The organism is Zhongshania borealis, assembly GCF_039539625.1.
GTDB lineage: Bacteria > Pseudomonadota > Gammaproteobacteria > Pseudomonadales > Spongiibacteraceae > Spongiibacter > Spongiibacter borealis.
The window spans coordinates 163,871-179,391 of sequence record NZ_BAABDM010000001.1 but is presented as its reverse complement, the minus strand read 5'-3'; the positions used below and the strand labels follow the sequence as shown (position 1 = coordinate 179,391).

The window sequence follows — 15,521 nt, the reverse complement described above, 5'->3', positions numbered from 1 at the left end:
TAAATTAACACACTGCACGCAGAATTAATCTGCCAACACGTCAGTGTCTACTCTGGGCTTTCGTACCGGCCGCGGCCAAGCGTAGATAATAGCTTTTACCAAGGTCGCCAAAGGGATTGCAAAGAATACACCCCAGAGTCCCCACAAGCCGCCAAACACCAACACCGCCAAGATGATCGCCACCGGGTGCATATTGACCGCCTCAGAAAACAGCAGTGGCACCAAGACATTGCCGTCTAAGCCCTGAATTACGCTATAAACCATAAACAGTGTGAAGAACTCCCCGCCCCAGCCCCACTGAATGTAGCCCACGAGCAACACAGGCAGCGTCACTACAGCCGCGCCGATATAGGGAATGACTACCGACAAGCCCACTAATAAAGCGAGCAAAGCCGGGTAATTAAGGCCAATAACCTCAAAACTAATGTAAGAGACCACGCCGACAATCACTATTTCGACGGCTTTGCCGCGCACGTAGTTCGCCACCTGAACATTCATCTCAGACCAGACGGCGCTCAGCAAAGGACGATGAGTAGGTAAAAAACTCGCCAGCCAGCCCAATATGGCCGCCTTATCCTTTAAAAAGAAAAACACCAAAATCGGAATCAAGACGATATTGATCATCAAACCGAGTAGATTAGGGAGTTGGGCAAGTGAAAAACTCAATAAGTACTGACCTACTGAACCCAACTCCTTGCTGGCAATGGCCATCCACTCCCGAATTTGTTGTTCGGTAAATAGCTCAGAGCGCTCTGGCAATACCAGCAGTGCGTGCTGCAGCTTGCGTAGCATGGTGGGTAATTCTTGAAATAGATTGATTAGCTGCTGCCAAACTAATGGCAGCAGCACCACCAAGACCCCAAAAAACACGCTGACAAACACAATATACGCCACCGTGATAGACAGCCACTGCGGCGCGCCAACACGGCTTAAGCGCGCAATAATGCCCTGCATCATGAACGCGAGAACGATACTCGCCACAATGGGCACCAAGACATTCCCCAGGGTCAGCATCAGCACAAGCACAGCGGCAATCAACAGCAGCAGAACCACCGTCTCTTCTTCAGCAAACAGCCGATCAAACCACGAGCGAACAATACCCAGCATGAAGCAATCCTTTAACAGTAATAACGGGGAATGGGGAGCCTATTTCTTTTGAAAAAGGTAACGATAACTAGCATCCTGCTCTTCGCTAAGTAACAAAGCGTGGCCACTTTGCGTTGCAAACACTTCAAAATCTCGCCAGGAGCCGACATCCGTCGCCAACACTTGTAAAACTTGCCCCGATGCCATGCGATTTAATGCCTGCTTTGCCTTAAGCAAAGGCAGCGGGCAATCTAAGCCGCTAGCGTCTAAATAGATATCTATATGCGTCATAAACTCATTAACTATATTTGATTCACGCTAGTATAGCTTGCTCAGCAACATGGCCCAAGCCAGCACTTTTGGTGAATAATGAGGTCATAGAGACAACGCTCTTGTATCATCAAGTGCCATGTCGTGTTTCTCCGTTAGAGTGGCTAAGGATTTTCTGTGTTAAAACGTGCCTTCGGTATCAGCCTTATTGCTTTCGGCAGCCTTGTATTTGCCGACAACAGTCCCAGCGACAACCTGCCAGATTTAGGCGATGTCACGGCCTCACGCTACTCAGCCCAGCAAGAACATGACTTGGGCAGGATGTGGCTCAAAATGTTCCGCAACAGTGTAAAAACAGTTAGCGACCCCTTAATGCAGGACTACACCGAAGGCCTACTGTATCGCCTTGTTGCCCATAGCGAACTAAAAGACCGTCGCCTCGAAGCCGTCATCGTCGACAATTCAACCATCAACGCCTTTGCCGTTCCCGGCGGCGTCGTGGGAGTGCATAACGGCATTTTTCTCTACACCGACAACGAAGCCCAGTTAGCTGGGGTACTTGCCCACGAAATTGCCCATCTTAGCCAGCGCCACTTTACTCGTTCAATGGACAATGCCAAACAGAGCACCATCCCCACCCTTGCGGGCTTGCTTGCCGGAGTGGTATTGGCTGCCACCGCTGGCGCCGATGCCGGTATTGCCGCCATAACAGCAACCCAAGCGGCCGCGCTCGATAGCCAGCTTCGATTTAGCCGCCAGCACGAGCAGGAAGCCGATCGACTCGGCATGGAAACCCTCTCTAAAGCTGGCATGGATCCCGGCGGGATTCCGTCCATGTTTGTAAATATGAATGCCAATATGCGCTACGCGCGCTCCAAACCGCCCGAATTTTTGCTCACTCACCCGCTGACCGACAGCCGAATCAGCGACAGCGCCAATCGCGCCCGCCAATACCCTCGACAGGTGTATACCGACAACCAAAATTTTCAGTTAATGCGGATGCGCGCCACACTGCAACACAGCAAAAACGTAGAAGGTCTGCTAACCACATGGCAAAACGGCAGCGGCATAAATGGCGAAGCACGTCGCTACGGTGTCGTTCTTGCGTTAACTGCCTTGAATCGCTGGCAGGAAGCCGACGAACAACTCGCGCCCTTACTTAAAGATGACGGCCAACGCATCGCTTACCAATTGGCGAAAGCGGAGATATTACAGGGCCAAAAACGCTACTCCGACGCCATTGAGTTGCTACAGAGCCGCCTAGCCGTAGCACCTAACAACTACCCCTACACAATGAAATTGGCGGAGATTTTACAGCTGGACAATCGCTTTGAAGAGGCCGATCAGATCCTAAGCGTGCAATCTCGGCAACGCCCAGAAGACCCAAATATCTGGTATCAGCTTGCCGAGGTGCGCGGCTTAGCCGGTAATATTCTGGGTGTGCATATTGCGCGGGCAGAATACTTTATATTACAGGCACAATTTGAACGCGCCAAAATGCAATTACGCTACGCCTATAAATTAACCGCGATCGATAAAATTCAGCAAGCCCGGATCAAACAGCGATTGCGCGATATTGCCGACTATGAAGAGAAATTTAAAAACCTGTGAATTAACACCATCTGAGGCAATCTATCGGGCTTTAACGCGCAGTTAAAGCCCATAAGCGCTATACTCCGCGGCATATCACTAAAACGGCCGTACAATGAAATTATTAATCCGCAACCTCAACCGCACCACCACCGAAGCCGAACTGCTCGACCTGTTTGAAGCCTACGGCGCAGTACAATCACTGCAGTTAGTTAGAGACGAAGACGCGAACCTGTCCAAAGGCTTTGGCTTTGTAAACATGCCCAAAGCCGGCGAGGCTAAGGTCGCCATGCAAAACCTCAATGGCAAAATAATCGGAGGCTTTAAGATCCGCGTTAAAAAGGCAGAAGAACGTGCTGAACAAACTGCTAGCGATGAGCTCGACGATACATCAGCGCTTGATGCCGACAGCAATGACTGAAAAGCCCCAAAAAACCGCCGTCCCCAAAGGCCCAGCATCAACCTCAAAAGACCCCATGCACGGCATGACCTTAGAGATGATCATCATTCAGCTTGAACAGCAATTCGGCTGGGAAGAAATGGGACGCCGGATAAAAATCAAGTGCTTTACCGACGATCCCAGTGTGTCCTCTAGCCTCAAATTTTTGCGCCGCACCCCTTGGGCACGGCAAAAAGTCGAAGCCCTGTATATTCGCAGCCAGCGGCCTAACAAGAAAGTTTGAAGTCGGACGTCTGATGCCAGACGTTGCGGCACTGCTGGCATTAGTTGTTGGAATGACTAGTGGCATACCTACCCACATAAGCGCAGCGTATGCCCTTGAGCACCCTAGCTCAGGCGCCCGACATCAGACTTAGCATCTACACCGCCTCCGCTGGAGTATGTGCCAACGCTTGCACAGTTACAGGCACGCCATTCAAAACGGCATTACCCGACAACTCATCAATGTGCATTTCATCGGTTAAGTCATTCACGCTAACCCCCGCATGGGCCTCGGCTTGCTGCCACTGAGTGCCGCTACGGTGATGCCCCCAACCGTGGGGAATACTGATCACGCCGGGCATCATTTCGTCGCTTACCGCCGCCGCCAGATCAATACTGCCCACCCGCGAACTCACCCGCAGCCACTGACCGTCTTCAATATTGAGATGACTGGCGTCTTCTGGGTTTATTAAGGCTGTACAGCGATCCTTACCTTTTACCAAGCGATGACTGTTGTGGAGCCAAGAATTATTGCTGCGCACATCGCGGCGACCAATAAGTAAAAACGTATCCGCCCCGCTGTTGCGGTTAAAGAAACGGGTATTTACCCGCGCAAGGTCTTTCAGGAAAAAATCAGTTTCTAGGTGCAACTTTTGGTCACGGTGATAACTGCCACCTGCCGCAGCGGGCTGCAATGGCCCTAAATCGACACCGTGAGGCGACTTCTTCAATTTACTTAAACTCAGACCACTGAAGGGATTGGCACCGCCACCATATGGGCCCTTGCGCAACAACACTGCAAGCAAACCCGATGGCCCCATGCGCTGCATGGCTTTACGGGCAAGCTTTTCTTTCATATTGTGCGCTGGCTGTAGGCGATCCTGTAAACCTAACAATATTTCCCAGTCATGACGGCCATCGGCGGGCCGTGGAAACAGCGCCTCGGCATAGCGCGCGTTATTTCGAACCGCCAGCACATTAAAGATGACATCGTAATGCTCGCGCTCCAAGGGGCTTACTGGCGGCAAAATGAAATCGGCGTGGCGACTACTCTCATTAATGTAAAAGTCGACAGCAACCAATAAATCTAATTTCTCGAATGCGCGATCGAGCTGCTCACCGTTAGGCGTCGATATTACGGGGTTACCGGCGATCAGCATCATACCTTTTATCTGGCCAGCACCCGGTGTGGTAATTTCTTCAGCCAGGGTCGCCACCGGCAATTCGCCATTGAATTCAGGCAAGCCGCGCACGCGGCTGTGAAAACGGCCCATATTGCCGCGCCCACTCTGCGCCAGAATATCAACAGCCGGCTTAGTGAACATCAGCCCACCAACGCTGTTTAGCCGCCCAGTTAAAATATTAAAGAGCATAATCAGGTACTGGGTTAAGGTGCCAAACTCCTGAACTGACACACCCAAACGACCGTACATCACTGGTTGCGACGCCGCGCAAAAATCATGCACCATGCCGCGAATTACTTCCGCAGACATCCCCGTTAGCGCTGCGACCTTCTCCGGATTGTATGCAGCAAATGTCGATTCGAGATCCATTGGATCTTGGTCGAGATGCTCAGCGATGGTGCCCAGCTTCACTAATTTATCGCTAAACAAGACGTTGAGCATTGCCAGCAGTACCAGCACATCACTGCCCGGCCGCACAAAGTGGTGAGCGTCGGCAAGCTCTGCTGTCGCGGTACGCCGCGGATCAACGACCACCAGTTTTCCGCGTTTACGCACATCTTTGAGGCGTTGCTTAACATCGGCAACGCTCATAATGCTGCCGTTCGAGGCCAGCGGATTCGCGCCAAACATCAAAAAGTGGTCGGTATTATCAATATCCGGTACCGGAATTCGCAGCTGATGACCAAACAATTTCCACGACACTATATGGTGAGGCAGCTGGTCTACCGAGGTCGCGGAGAATTTATTCTTGGTCTTTAAAGCTCGCAGTACGCCACCACTCATCAGCGTCGCGCCGGTATTGTGAACATTAGGATTGCCCAAATAAACACCCAGCGCATCATTACCATGCTCGGCCTGCAGGCTAGAAATACGTGCAGCGACCTTGTCTAGGGCGTCGTCCCAGCTCAGTTCCTGCCACTCGCCATCGACTTTTTGCAAAGGTCGTCGAATCCGATCGGGATCTTCGTAGAGATCCTTTAAGGCAATCGCCTTAGGACAGATATGCCCGCGGCTAAAGCTGTCATCGTTATCACCTTTAATTGAAGTGATAACACCGTCGTCTACCTTGATGGCAATCCCGCACATGGCCTCACATAAATTACAGGTGCGGAAATGGGTTTTACTGGCGGACATACTCATACCCTCGTTTTTACGCGCATTATTAATTTGGGGGAAAGTTTATTCACTGGATGTTAGCAGCGATTACACATAAATGCCTCTTTTCATGCTATTACCACAATCACGACGCCAGCAAAGAACCCTGCAGCCATTACACCATTGCCGCCCCTGCTGAATCCCTAGCAAGCTCAAATACGACTATGCACTCAGAAGTCCCTCAAACTAGGCGTAAAAATTGCTAGTATTTAGCATCCTAAAAATATTGAATGTAGGTGTTATGACACAATCACTCACGGAAGACGACGATGTTCTCAATGCACTTATCGCTACCTGCGATGACCTCGGCATAGACCTCAAACGTGTTATTGCTGACATGGGCCTACCGGCAAAAATTTTGACCGCGGCCCAGCAATTTATCCCCAGTCATTTATTTAACTGTGTTCTAGAAACCATCGCCGCAAACTACCACTGCCGAGACCTGGCACTACATATTGCCAGCGAACTCCAGTCCCCTCAGCTGGGTTTGCCAACAACGGTCATGGCATTGAGTAACACCGTTGGCACCGCCTTGAACAACGCCAGCAAATACAGTGCGTTTTACCACGACACCAGTTATTGGCAGCACCGTATTAGCGATACAGAGGTAAGCTTATTCAAAGCCGCCAGTCCCTTCAGCAGTGAGCACTACCGCCAGCGCAACCTATTGGGCACAGCGCAAATGTTTTTATTGCTCAACAGCCTGTCCCCCCACCTATGGCGACCCAATAAAGTAGGTTTCAGTTTTCCCGACCCTGGCGTGCACTTCTCTAAAACCTTCCACACATTTTTTGCCTGTGACCTGCTATTCGACCAAGCAGAAGACAGCATCTCCTTCGCGGCAGATTATTTGGAATTTCACGTGAGCGGCAGCGATATCAATTTACTGCGAGGAATAGAAAATCAAACGGCGGTTATGAAACGGCTACTGCTACAAGACCGTAATCTTGTTGACCAAGCCCGCTTACTGATCAACGAGCGGCTGCGCTTTGCACATTGCACCGAGGCCGAGCTGGCCCACTTCATGGAAATATCTAGCGAGCAATTACGCGACGAACTCAACCGTGCGAACATTAGTTTTACAGAAATTCTTGAACAACAGATTTGTAAACGCGCAAAGGAATACGTAAAGAAATACCACGCGCCCATCAAGCTAATTACCTCGGCACTAATGCCAGAAAACGAAGATCGCTTGAGTCACCTTATGATGAACACATAAAAAAGCCGGAGTATAAAAACTCCGGCTTTTGCGTGACTGCCGCCAACACTCGGCGGCGCTCAACATTTAGGCTTTAGCGTCTTCGATCTGATAGTAATCCATCAAAATCTTAGCCACTTCAGGACGTGAAAACTCAGGTGGTGGCGCAATGCCATTACCCAGCATTTCACGTACCTTGGTGCCGGACAGCAATACGAAATCGTCTTTTTCATGATCTGGTGCGTCGCGCATCATGACCACTTTATCTAATTTCTTAGAATACGCAGTGTGATCAGCGCGGTAGATTTCAATGTCCATTGCGCCGGCAGGCACTTTCTCGTCGAAAATAGTTTGCGCGTCGAAACCACCGTAGTAGTCGCCCACACCAGCGTGATCACGACCAACGATCAGGTGAGTACAGCCACAGTTCTGGCGGAACAAGGCGTGCAGCACAGCCTCACGGGGGCCAGCGTATAACATATCAAAGCCGTAACCAGTGATCATTACGGTGTTTTTAGGGAAGTAAACTTCAACCATCTTACGAATAGACGCGTCACGCACGTGCGCTGGAATATCGCCGGGCTTAAGTTGACCCAACAGCATGTGAATCAAGATACCGTCAGTACCCAGATCTTCCATCGCCATACGGCACAGCTCTTCGTGGGCGCGGTGCATTGGGTTACGGGTTTGGAAGGCAACCACTTTTTCCCAGCCACGCTCAGCAATTTCATTGCGAATCTCTACCGCAGTACGGAAAGTATCCGGGAAATCAGCCTGAAAGTAAGAGAAGTTCAATACCTGAATTGGGCCAGACAACATGGTGTTGCCCTGCGCTTTAAAGGTCTGCACACCGGGGTGCTTAGCATCTAATGTACCGAAGATATTCTCGGCCATAAAATCGATTTGCTCAGCGCTCACAGCCTCAACAGCTTCAACGTCCATAATCGCGAGTACAGGATTGCCTTCAACATTCGGGTCGCGCAGCGCAATACGCTGACCAGCAGTAATACCCTGGGCATCTTTGGTCAGGTTTACAATTGGCACGGGCCAGAACAGGCCGTCGGTGGTGCACAGGTCTTTTGCTACCGCCAAAGAATCGGCAAGGTTCATATAACCTTTCAGCGGCGTAAAGTAACCGGCGCCCAACATAACGGCATTCGCCGCAGCAGCAGAGCTCACGAGCAGTGAAGGCAGGGTTTCTGCTTCAGCATTCAATGCGTGGTGTTTTTCAGTGTCGTAGACAAATAAAGGGCTAAGTTCTTCGGCGCCATGGGGTTTGATCATTTTGGAACTCCATTAATTAATTAGTCCGACGTCGGGTGTCTGACGTCGGACGAAAATATAAGTACGGCGTGAACGTCAGACTTCTGACGCCAGACCGGCTTTAAATAAGTCCGCGCGCAGTCATCATTTCCAGCAGCACGGCAACTTCTTCTTCCAAACTCTGCTCGTGACTGTTTAATACCAGCTCGGGCTTTAGTGGCGCTTCGTAGGGATCATCGATGCCAGTAAAGTTTTTGATTTCGCCAGCGCGAGCCTTTTTGTACAAGCCTTTAGGGTCGCGCTCTTCGGCTACCGCCAGTGGCACGTCAACGTGTACTTCAATGAAGTCCATGTCGCCTGCGACGTGCAGCTCGCGAACGATATCGCGGTCGGCGCGGTATGGGCTAACAAAACTCGACAAAACAATAACGCCAGTGTCGACAAATAGCTTAGAGATTTCACCAATGCGGCGAATGTTCTCAGTGCGGTCTTCTGCACTGAAACCCAAGTTTTTATTGATACCCAAACGAATATTGTCACCGTCTAAACGGTAGCAGAGATGTCCTTTTTCCATCAGCGCTTTTTCCAGCGCAACCGCAACTGTGCTCTTACCGCTGCCAGACAGGCCGGTAAACCACAAGGTAGCGCCTTTTTGCTTTAACAATGCATTGCGGTCTTCACGGCTCACTTCGCCGTCATGCCAATGTACATTGGTTGCTTTAACTTCAGTCATCTATTCAACTCCGCTGGGCTGCTGATTTTCAAATTACACTTTAAACGCTAGTCAGGGCGAGGAACCGCACATTCCGGCATCGCTTACTCTGAGGGCGCCCATAGTAAAAGCATTTTTATCACAAGTAAAACAGGCTATTATTATAGTTAGTATCGATTTTATAGATACTGACGTCCCCCCAACCACGGTGAGTCAACACCATGAAATTCACTATTCGGCAATTAGAGATCTTCCTCTGTGTTGCCAAATTCCAAAGCGTGTCGAAGGCCGCAGAACAACTTTGCCTGTCCCAATCGGCGGCCAGTGCGGCACTGCAAAGCTTAGAAAAAGCCTACGGTGTCACCCTCTTCGATCGCCAAGGCAATAAGATCAAACTCAACGCCATTGGCCACACCCTGCGCAAAGAGGCCGAAACCCTCTTCGCCCACTGCCAGCAATTTGACGACGCCCTGCAGCTGCACAGCGATATCGGTCATCTGCGGGTTGGCGCTAGCTTCACCATCGGCAATCATTTGGTAGTGCGTTACCTCGCCGAATACTTGAACAAATACCCCGAAGCCGACGTGCAATTAGATACCGCCAATACACCCGAGGTCGTTGCCAAGGTACTAAATTACGAAGTTGATGTAGGCATGATTGAACGGGAGGTTCAGCACCGCGAACTGGAACTCATACCCTGGAAAGAAGACGAGCTCGTGGCATTTTGCAGCGCCAACCACCCCTTGGCCAAAAAAGGCGTGCTGAATGATGATGATATAAAAGCAGCCCGCTGGATTTTGCGAGAACCCGACTCCGGCGCGCGCCACACATTTGACCGCGCCCTCTCTGGGCTACTGCCCGACATAGAAATTTACCGGGAATTCAAACACAACGAAGCGATTAAAAGCGCAGTGGAATCTGGATTGGGAATCGGTTGCTTGTCTAAGGTGGTCTTGCAAAACGACTTCCGCAACGGTGATTTAGTCCCTCTAAAACTCGCTAACCGCGACATGACAAGAATGTTCTATTTTGCGCTACCCAAACACCGCCACAACAAAGCCGCAGTGGAATTCTGGATAGCCTTATGCAGTAAAATGAGCGAGTAAGCACGCTCATTTTACTGGCACCCTACTTAATCAACAAAGCGCTGACGATACTCCGCAAATTGCGCTTTTAAGCCCTCCTCGCTTAAGCCAAATTGTTCCAAGGTGTATTCATGTGCTGGACGGCTGTCGCGACGATTCGCTTCCTGATGTTCGGCCATCGCTACTTGCGCCTCAGCCGTGAGTTCCATTCCGATAAAGTCGTAGACATTTTCTACCGAGCTTAAGGGGTTGGCAACGGTGTCTTTATACCATACATCCAAAAACGCATTGGGTTGGCTGTCACGGGTTTTTAGCGTGTGTAAAGTCCCGCGCGCGTATTTCGCTGCCCACTGTTCACCCACCACTTTAGCGTCAACATCGTCGCTCCCCAAAATCCACAGGTTGTAATTCATACTTGCCGCTGAGGGGATGGTTTGCAAAGGGTCACGATGGGTTTGGACGATTTTCGCGTCGGGAAAAACCTTCAGCAAAGTCGCTACATGGTGAATATGGTGCGGAGTTTTCAGCAACCAGCGCTCAGCGACTTGGCCGCTGCGATTTTTCTGCCACTGTAAAAATTGCAAAAGCCGCTTTAGGTATTGGTAGGCTGGCGTGTTGTCGTTCTCATCATTCCACTTGCCATAACTCGGCACATTGCAAAATGCATCTGGCACGGTGCTATAAAAGCTGTGCTCAAGCAACAAAATATCTTCATCAGCGGCAACCGGGTCCATAGGATGGATCGCGGCTATTTCTGGGTTCGCAGCAAGCATCGCGGCAACCTCTGCCTCCGCAGTACTTATGCGCGCATCCTTGGTTTTAAAATCCCAATCTAAGGCCGGCGCAGGATTACGCACCTCATACCACAGTGGCGCATAGAACCGTTTATCGGCAGCGAGAATGCGATGAAAAAATGTTGATCCCGTACGCTGCAAACCAATAATCACCACTGGCGCGGTAATATCTTCGTTCAATATTTCGGGGTGCTTAGCAATCCAGGCCTCCACGCGCAGGCGATTAATGAGGATATTCAAAATCCGCTGATATTGACCAAAACGCCCACCCGCATTGAGGTTCGCCTCGTCATTTAAGGACTTAAGCAATACCGTCAAGGGCTCCCGAAAAGACTCATCGCCAAAGTCGCTTAGGCCAGTAACCTCACTGGCTTCATGTAATAGCGCGGCAACACTCAAATCCACCGCTGGTATTGCCATTACTGTATTACCTTGCTCTGTACCCACAGGAAATCTCCTTTTTAATTATTATGCGACCAATCACGATGCCTGTAATAACTGCGACAACTCATGCGTTTTTACGACCCGACACTGTGGCTGAGGGTGCTCTGCTGCGCCGATCCAACGAAACGCCATGGTGCCTTCACGGTGGCCAGTAGTATCCAACCAATTAACACAAGCCGGATCTTGAGCTGCCACCACAATGCTCACGCCGCCATCTTTTCGATATTGCGCAGTATGCTTATTAATGTGGATTTGCACATAGCGGTATTCCAAAGACTCCATCCAGTAATTATTTAACTGAAAATTCCAATTATCACAGACGGGGATTTCATCCACTTCAATCAACAAAGCCTCGTCATCTGCCAGATTAAAATAGCCGTGGTAATAGAAAATATTGGGGTCGCCACCCAGCTTTTGACAATAGGCTTGATCGGCTGCTGGCAAGGTATTTGGCTGCGCCTTAAAGCCCTGCGCCCAATCGGCAAACAAGGTGGCAGTGCCTTTAACAAAGGCCGCCGTATTACGCAGATTTGCGGCAAGTTGCTCCGCTTGCAATGGCGCCGGCTTTACCCCGCCGGTCGCCAAGCGCTCAATTTTAAGATCGGCAAACACCTCAGTATTGCGATCTAAAAACGTTTCCCGCGCCAATATCGCCACAGTGTCTTCAGTGATTTTCAACCAATTTCCGGGCTGAGGATGCCGCGACAAAATCACCTCTACCGTGCCATCATCATTCACTTCTAGACCACTGTGCGTATCGAGAGACGCCACTGAGCGCATATTGCTATCAGCCTCTTCATAACCGCCTGCGATGGCAATAAAGCCCAAATACGCCACTGTGCCGCGACTGCCACTGATTCGGTAGTCGTGCATACCGTTAATTTCTGCACGAAGGTAAATATTGTCAGGATTGTCAGCGCCAATTTTAGCGGTTTCATGGGAGGGCCGATAAAACGTCGGAAACTCGCGATCGCTGCACTCCATAAACATATCGAGGCCAATACGCGTCAAACGGGTCAAATATCGCCAACCCTCCGCACGGTTAAAGGCATCATTTGGTGCCTCTGCGCGTAAAATTTGCTGGCCTGCCGCCTTTAACTCATCACAGAATTGTTCCCACACTTGGCCACTAACGACCTCGTTGGCTGAATGATCTGCCATTGCCTGCCTCCTATTATTATTGTGGCAGTGTGGCAGTTTTAATGCAGAGGCAATATCACCCAATTAGATGACGCTGGTGTGGAGGAGTCTGAAGTCAGAGGTCGGACGTGAAAAGAGCGCCCTGTTAGAATTAATCGCTGACTGGGAAAGCTAAATGCTGGACGGGAGACGGAAAACGCTTACAAGCATGCGCTGCGCTTATTAACGACCACAACCGCGGGGACCTGATTTTGACTTAGCGTCTCCCGTCTCCCTGTCACCCCTGCGAAGGCAGGGGTAAGCCTACAGCGTCCGACGCCAGACACCCGACCTCCGACTATGCTTTCAACGCCCGCCCTTCCCGCACCGCCACCTGCCAGGCCAAGCCGTCCACCAGCTCGCCGTCATCGTCCAAAGGCGGATACGCCAAGCCATTCGCGCGACAGTAGTCAGCCATTTTCGGCTGCGCCCATTCAAACAAAGTGCGTTGATAGGTTTCGTCGGCTAGGCGACGCTGATCATAAAGCCCCGCCAATTGGCGCTGGCGCTGAACCTCCGCCAAGATGATGCCCGCGGCAACAGAGACGTTGAATGATTGCACCATGCCCATCATCGGTATGGTGATAAAGGCATCGGCTAGGGCACAAGCCGCAGGACTAACGCCCAGCTTCTCTGCACCCAGCAAAATGACTGTCGGCTTGCTGTAGTCCGGCTCGCGAAAATCAACGGCGCCTTCGCCGAGGTGGGCAGCCAATACTTGATAGCCTTGCGCTTTTAAGGGCGTTAATGCAGAGCTCGCATCTTGCTCGCGCACAACATTTACCCAGCTGTGCGAACCCATTGCCGTACCGCGAAACGCCTTATAGTCTTTATCGGGAATAACGCAGTGCATGCGGCCAATACCGGCGGCATCCGCCGTGCGCACAATCGCCGAGAGGTTACGGCTTTTGTGAACATTGTCAGTAACAATGGTGAGATCCGGCTGGCGGAACGCTAAAACCTGATGCAGGCGTTGAAAGCGAGCTGCTGTCATTGCTAGGGCCTCAAAATAAATGGCCCGCCAGTTTACAGTAGCGCGGGAATCGGTGAAATACTGAGACCTAAGGACCCGCTCACTACATACCTAGACACACGATTATCACATCCAACGCCAGACACCCGACCTCCGCCTATTTAGCAATAACAGCCATTGTCAGCCGCGACACGCACACCGTCTTATCATCGTCATCTGCAATTCGGATTTCCCAAACTTGCGTACTGCGACCAATATGTACGGCCTTAGCAACGCCGGTCACCAAGCCACTGCGCACCGAGCGAATGTGATTGGCATTTATGTCTAGGCCCACGCACACAAAACCTGACTCGCAGGCTAAATTGGCAGCAATACTACCTAATGATTCGGCCAGCACAACAGAGGCGCCGCCGTGAAGTATCCCAAAAGGTTGGTGGGTCCGTTTATCAACCGGCATGGTTCCCGCGACATAATCCTCGCCAATATCGGTAATTTCAATCGCCAAGACCTCGCAAATGGTGTTTGCCAACATGGCATTTGCCTGGTCTATACTTAGGGGATTCGTCCAAATTGTCATATCAAACTCTCATCATCATTTAACGGCGAAATACCGCAGCCCTCGGCTTTCATGTCAGAGCGAAAAACACCGCTGGCTTTACAAGTTTACTCTGCTAACATAGGCAGGATAATAGCTATCTTATTCCCAGGAGGATACCCCAATGTCGATGATCCCAAGAACCGTTTACGAAGAAGAGCATGAATTGTTCCGCGGCTCTGTCCGCAAGTTCCTAGAAACTGAAGCAGCACCTTTCCACGCTCAATGGGAAAAAGACGGTCAGGTTGATCGCGAATTGTGGATCAAGGCAGGTGAACAGGGTTTCCTCTCTCCCAGTGTTACTGAAGAATACGGCGGTGTTGGCGTCGATTTCCGCTACAACGCGATTATTGACGAAGAATGCGGTCGCTCAGGATTAACCGGTATCGGTTGGGGCTTGCACTCAGATATCGCTGTTCCGTATATCGAACGTTACGGCACCGAAGCGCAAAAGCAAAAGTACCTGCCAAAATGCGTAACCGGCGAAACCATTATGGCTATTGCCATGACCGAACCCGCTGCGGGCTCAGATTTACAGGGCATTAAAACCACCGCAATCAAAGACGGTGACGACTACATTATCAATGGCTCTAAAACCTTCATCACCAACGGCCAACTTGCCGACCTCGTCATTGTCGTCGCCAAAACTGACCCGAGTGCTGGCGCCAAGGGTATTAGCCTATTTTTGATGGAAGCGGGCACCCCCGGTTTCAGCAAGGGCCAAAACCTAGAAAAAATCGGCCTTAAAGCGCAGGACACCTCAGAGCTGTTCTTCCAAGACGTACGTTTATCTAAAGATCAGCTGCTTGGCGAAGAAGGTATGGGCTTCATCTACATGATGCAAGACCTTCCCCAAGAGCGCTTGAACGTCGCCATTATTGCCGTAGCCAATGCTGAATCGATTCTTGAGCAAACAATCGACTATGTTAAAGAGCGCAACGCCTTCGGCAAAACTGTTGCCACCTTCCAAAACACCCAGTTCAAACTGGCAGAGCTGGAGACCCAAGTCTGCGCGGCAAGAGTCTTCTTGGATCGTTGTTTAGAGCTGCACATAGAGCATAAATTCGATTCGGTAATGGCTGCCAAAGCCAAGCTACTTACCACTGACCTGCAATGCAAGGTCATTGATGAGTGCTTACAGTTGCACGGTGGTTACGGCTTTATGTGGGAATACCCAGTGGCTCGCGCCTTTGCTGACTCACGTGTTCAGCGTATCTATGCGGGTACTAACGAGGTAATGAAGCTGATTATCGGCCGCGATTTATTGAAATAAATTCGCTGCTGTATAAGGTAAAAAAGGGACTGCATGCAGTCCCTTTTTTTTGTGCCTAA

General features: G+C 50.6%; 15 protein-coding genes. 6 read left to right on the top strand and 9 right to left on the bottom strand.

What is annotated here, in order from left to right; all coding sequences use genetic code 11:
• Positions 1 to 24 precede the first annotated feature (24 nt).
• Both ABD836_RS00885 and ABD836_RS00880 read right to left on the bottom strand, forming a co-directional pair.
• Positions 25 to 1,107 (bottom strand): AI-2E family transporter, encoded by a 1,083-nt coding sequence (locus tag ABD836_RS00885; RefSeq protein WP_344931819.1) that lies wholly within the window; start codon positions 1,105 to 1,107, stop codon positions 25 to 27.
• Between the two features lie 39 nt (positions 1,108 to 1,146).
• Entirely contained in the window at positions 1,147 to 1,377 is a 231-nt protein-coding gene (locus ABD836_RS00880; RefSeq protein ID WP_344931818.1) for a sulfurtransferase TusA family protein, read from the bottom strand.
• Between the two features lie 156 nt (positions 1,378 to 1,533).
• On the opposite strand from ABD836_RS00880, the gene ABD836_RS00875 reads away from it, so the two are divergent.
• From ABD836_RS00875 to ABD836_RS00865, 3 genes are all read left to right on the top strand, one after another.
• On the top strand, positions 1,534 to 2,967 hold the full coding sequence (locus tag ABD836_RS00875) for a M48 family metalloprotease (protein ID WP_344931817.1): 1,434 nt from the start codon (positions 1,534 to 1,536) through the stop codon (positions 2,965 to 2,967).
• 94 nt (positions 2,968 to 3,061) lie between these two features.
• A complete protein-coding gene (locus ABD836_RS00870; protein ID WP_344931816.1) occupies positions 3,062 to 3,367 on the top strand; it encodes an RNA recognition motif domain-containing protein in 306 nt (101 codons plus the stop codon).
• Positions 3,360 to 3,629 (top strand): VF530 family protein, encoded by a 270-nt coding sequence (locus ABD836_RS00865; RefSeq protein ID WP_344931815.1) that lies wholly within the window; start codon positions 3,360 to 3,362, stop codon positions 3,627 to 3,629. The genes ABD836_RS00870 and ABD836_RS00865 overlap by 8 nt, the downstream gene beginning before the upstream one ends.
• A 136-nt stretch (positions 3,630 to 3,765) precedes the next feature.
• Here the strand turns inward: ABD836_RS00865 and ABD836_RS00860 are convergent, their stop codons facing one another.
• Entirely contained in the window at positions 3,766 to 5,925 is a 2,160-nt protein-coding gene (locus ABD836_RS00860) for a molybdopterin oxidoreductase family protein (protein ID WP_344931814.1), read from the bottom strand.
• 262 nt (positions 5,926 to 6,187) lie between these two features.
• Here ABD836_RS00860 and ABD836_RS00855 point away from each other — a divergent pair, with 262 nt between their 5' ends.
• Entirely contained in the window at positions 6,188 to 7,165 is a 978-nt protein-coding gene (locus ABD836_RS00855) for an AraC family transcriptional regulator ligand-binding domain-containing protein (protein ID WP_344931813.1), read from the top strand.
• A gap of 66 nt (positions 7,166 to 7,231) precedes the next feature.
• Here the strand turns inward: ABD836_RS00855 and sat are convergent, their stop codons facing one another.
• Complete coding sequence (sat, locus tag ABD836_RS00850; RefSeq protein ID WP_344931812.1) at positions 7,232 to 8,428, bottom strand: sulfate adenylyltransferase; 1,197 nt, start codon at positions 8,426 to 8,428, stop codon at positions 7,232 to 7,234.
• Positions 8,429 to 8,528: 100 nt separating this feature from the next.
• Positions 8,529 to 9,140: an adenylyl-sulfate kinase gene (gene cysC / locus ABD836_RS00845; protein ID WP_344931811.1), complete on the bottom strand. Its 612-nt coding sequence runs from the start codon at positions 9,138 to 9,140 to the stop codon at positions 8,529 to 8,531.
• A 200-nt stretch (positions 9,141 to 9,340) separates the two neighbouring features.
• On the opposite strand from cysC, the gene ABD836_RS00840 reads away from it, so the two are divergent.
• Positions 9,341 to 10,225, top strand: coding sequence for a LysR family transcriptional regulator (locus tag ABD836_RS00840; protein ID WP_344931810.1), 885 nt, complete (start codon positions 9,341 to 9,343; stop codon positions 10,223 to 10,225).
• A 26-nt stretch (positions 10,226 to 10,251) separates the two neighbouring features.
• Here ABD836_RS00840 and ABD836_RS00835 read toward each other — a convergent pair whose 3' ends face one another.
• From ABD836_RS00835 to ABD836_RS00820, 4 genes are all read right to left on the bottom strand, one after another.
• Positions 10,252 to 11,445: a sulfotransferase family protein gene (locus tag ABD836_RS00835; protein ID WP_344931809.1), complete on the bottom strand. Its 1,194-nt coding sequence runs from the start codon at positions 11,443 to 11,445 to the stop codon at positions 10,252 to 10,254.
• A gap of 33 nt (positions 11,446 to 11,478) precedes the next feature.
• Entirely contained in the window at positions 11,479 to 12,603 is a 1,125-nt protein-coding gene (locus ABD836_RS00830; protein ID WP_344931808.1) for a DUF1214 domain-containing protein, read from the bottom strand.
• Positions 12,604 to 12,919: 316 nt separating this feature from the next.
• Positions 12,920 to 13,615 (bottom strand): tRNA (guanosine(18)-2'-O)-methyltransferase TrmH, encoded by a 696-nt coding sequence (gene trmH / locus ABD836_RS00825; protein ID WP_344931807.1) that lies wholly within the window; start codon positions 13,613 to 13,615, stop codon positions 12,920 to 12,922.
• Positions 13,616 to 13,751: 136 nt separating this feature from the next.
• The gene (locus ABD836_RS00820; RefSeq protein ID WP_344931806.1) at positions 13,752 to 14,171 is read right to left on the bottom strand and encodes a hotdog fold thioesterase; all 420 of its coding nucleotides are present in this window, start codon (positions 14,169 to 14,171) and stop codon (positions 13,752 to 13,754) included.
• 148 nt (positions 14,172 to 14,319) lie between these two features.
• Between ABD836_RS00820 and ABD836_RS00815 the strand changes: the two genes are divergently transcribed.
• Positions 14,320 to 15,462 (top strand): acyl-CoA dehydrogenase family protein, encoded by a 1,143-nt coding sequence (locus tag ABD836_RS00815; RefSeq protein ID WP_344933545.1) that lies wholly within the window; start codon positions 14,320 to 14,322, stop codon positions 15,460 to 15,462.
• Positions 15,463 to 15,521: the final 59 nt, after the last annotated feature.

Coding starts and splice junctions, on each gene's coding strand:
- ABD836_RS00885 (WP_344931819.1), bottom strand. CDS start 1,107: ATGCTGGGTATTGTTCGCTCGTGGTTTGATCGGCTGTTTGCTGAAGAA.
- ABD836_RS00880 (WP_344931818.1), bottom strand. CDS start 1,377: ATGACGCATATAGATATCTATTTAGACGCTAGCGGCTTAGATTGCCCG.
- ABD836_RS00870 (WP_344931816.1), top strand. CDS start 3,062: ATGAAATTATTAATCCGCAACCTCAACCGCACCACCACCGAAGCCGAA.
- ABD836_RS00865 (WP_344931815.1), top strand. CDS start 3,360: ATGACTGAAAAGCCCCAAAAAACCGCCGTCCCCAAAGGCCCAGCATCA.
- ABD836_RS00860 (WP_344931814.1), bottom strand. CDS start 5,925: ATGTCCGCCAGTAAAACCCATTTCCGCACCTGTAATTTATGTGAGGCC.
- ABD836_RS00855 (WP_344931813.1), top strand. CDS start 6,188: ATGACACAATCACTCACGGAAGACGACGATGTTCTCAATGCACTTATC.
- sat (WP_344931812.1), bottom strand. CDS start 8,428: ATGATCAAACCCCATGGCGCCGAAGAACTTAGCCCTTTATTTGTCTAC.
- cysC (WP_344931811.1), bottom strand. CDS start 9,140: ATGACTGAAGTTAAAGCAACCAATGTACATTGGCATGACGGCGAAGTG.
- ABD836_RS00840 (WP_344931810.1), top strand. CDS start 9,341: ATGAAATTCACTATTCGGCAATTAGAGATCTTCCTCTGTGTTGCCAAA.
- ABD836_RS00830 (WP_344931808.1), bottom strand. CDS start 12,603: ATGGCAGATCATTCAGCCAACGAGGTCGTTAGTGGCCAAGTGTGGGAA.
- trmH (WP_344931807.1), bottom strand. CDS start 13,615: ATGACAGCAGCTCGCTTTCAACGCCTGCATCAGGTTTTAGCGTTCCGC.
- ABD836_RS00820 (WP_344931806.1), bottom strand. CDS start 14,171: ATGACAATTTGGACGAATCCCCTAAGTATAGACCAGGCAAATGCCATG.
- ABD836_RS00815 (WP_344933545.1), top strand. CDS start 14,320: ATGATCCCAAGAACCGTTTACGAAGAAGAGCATGAATTGTTCCGCGGC.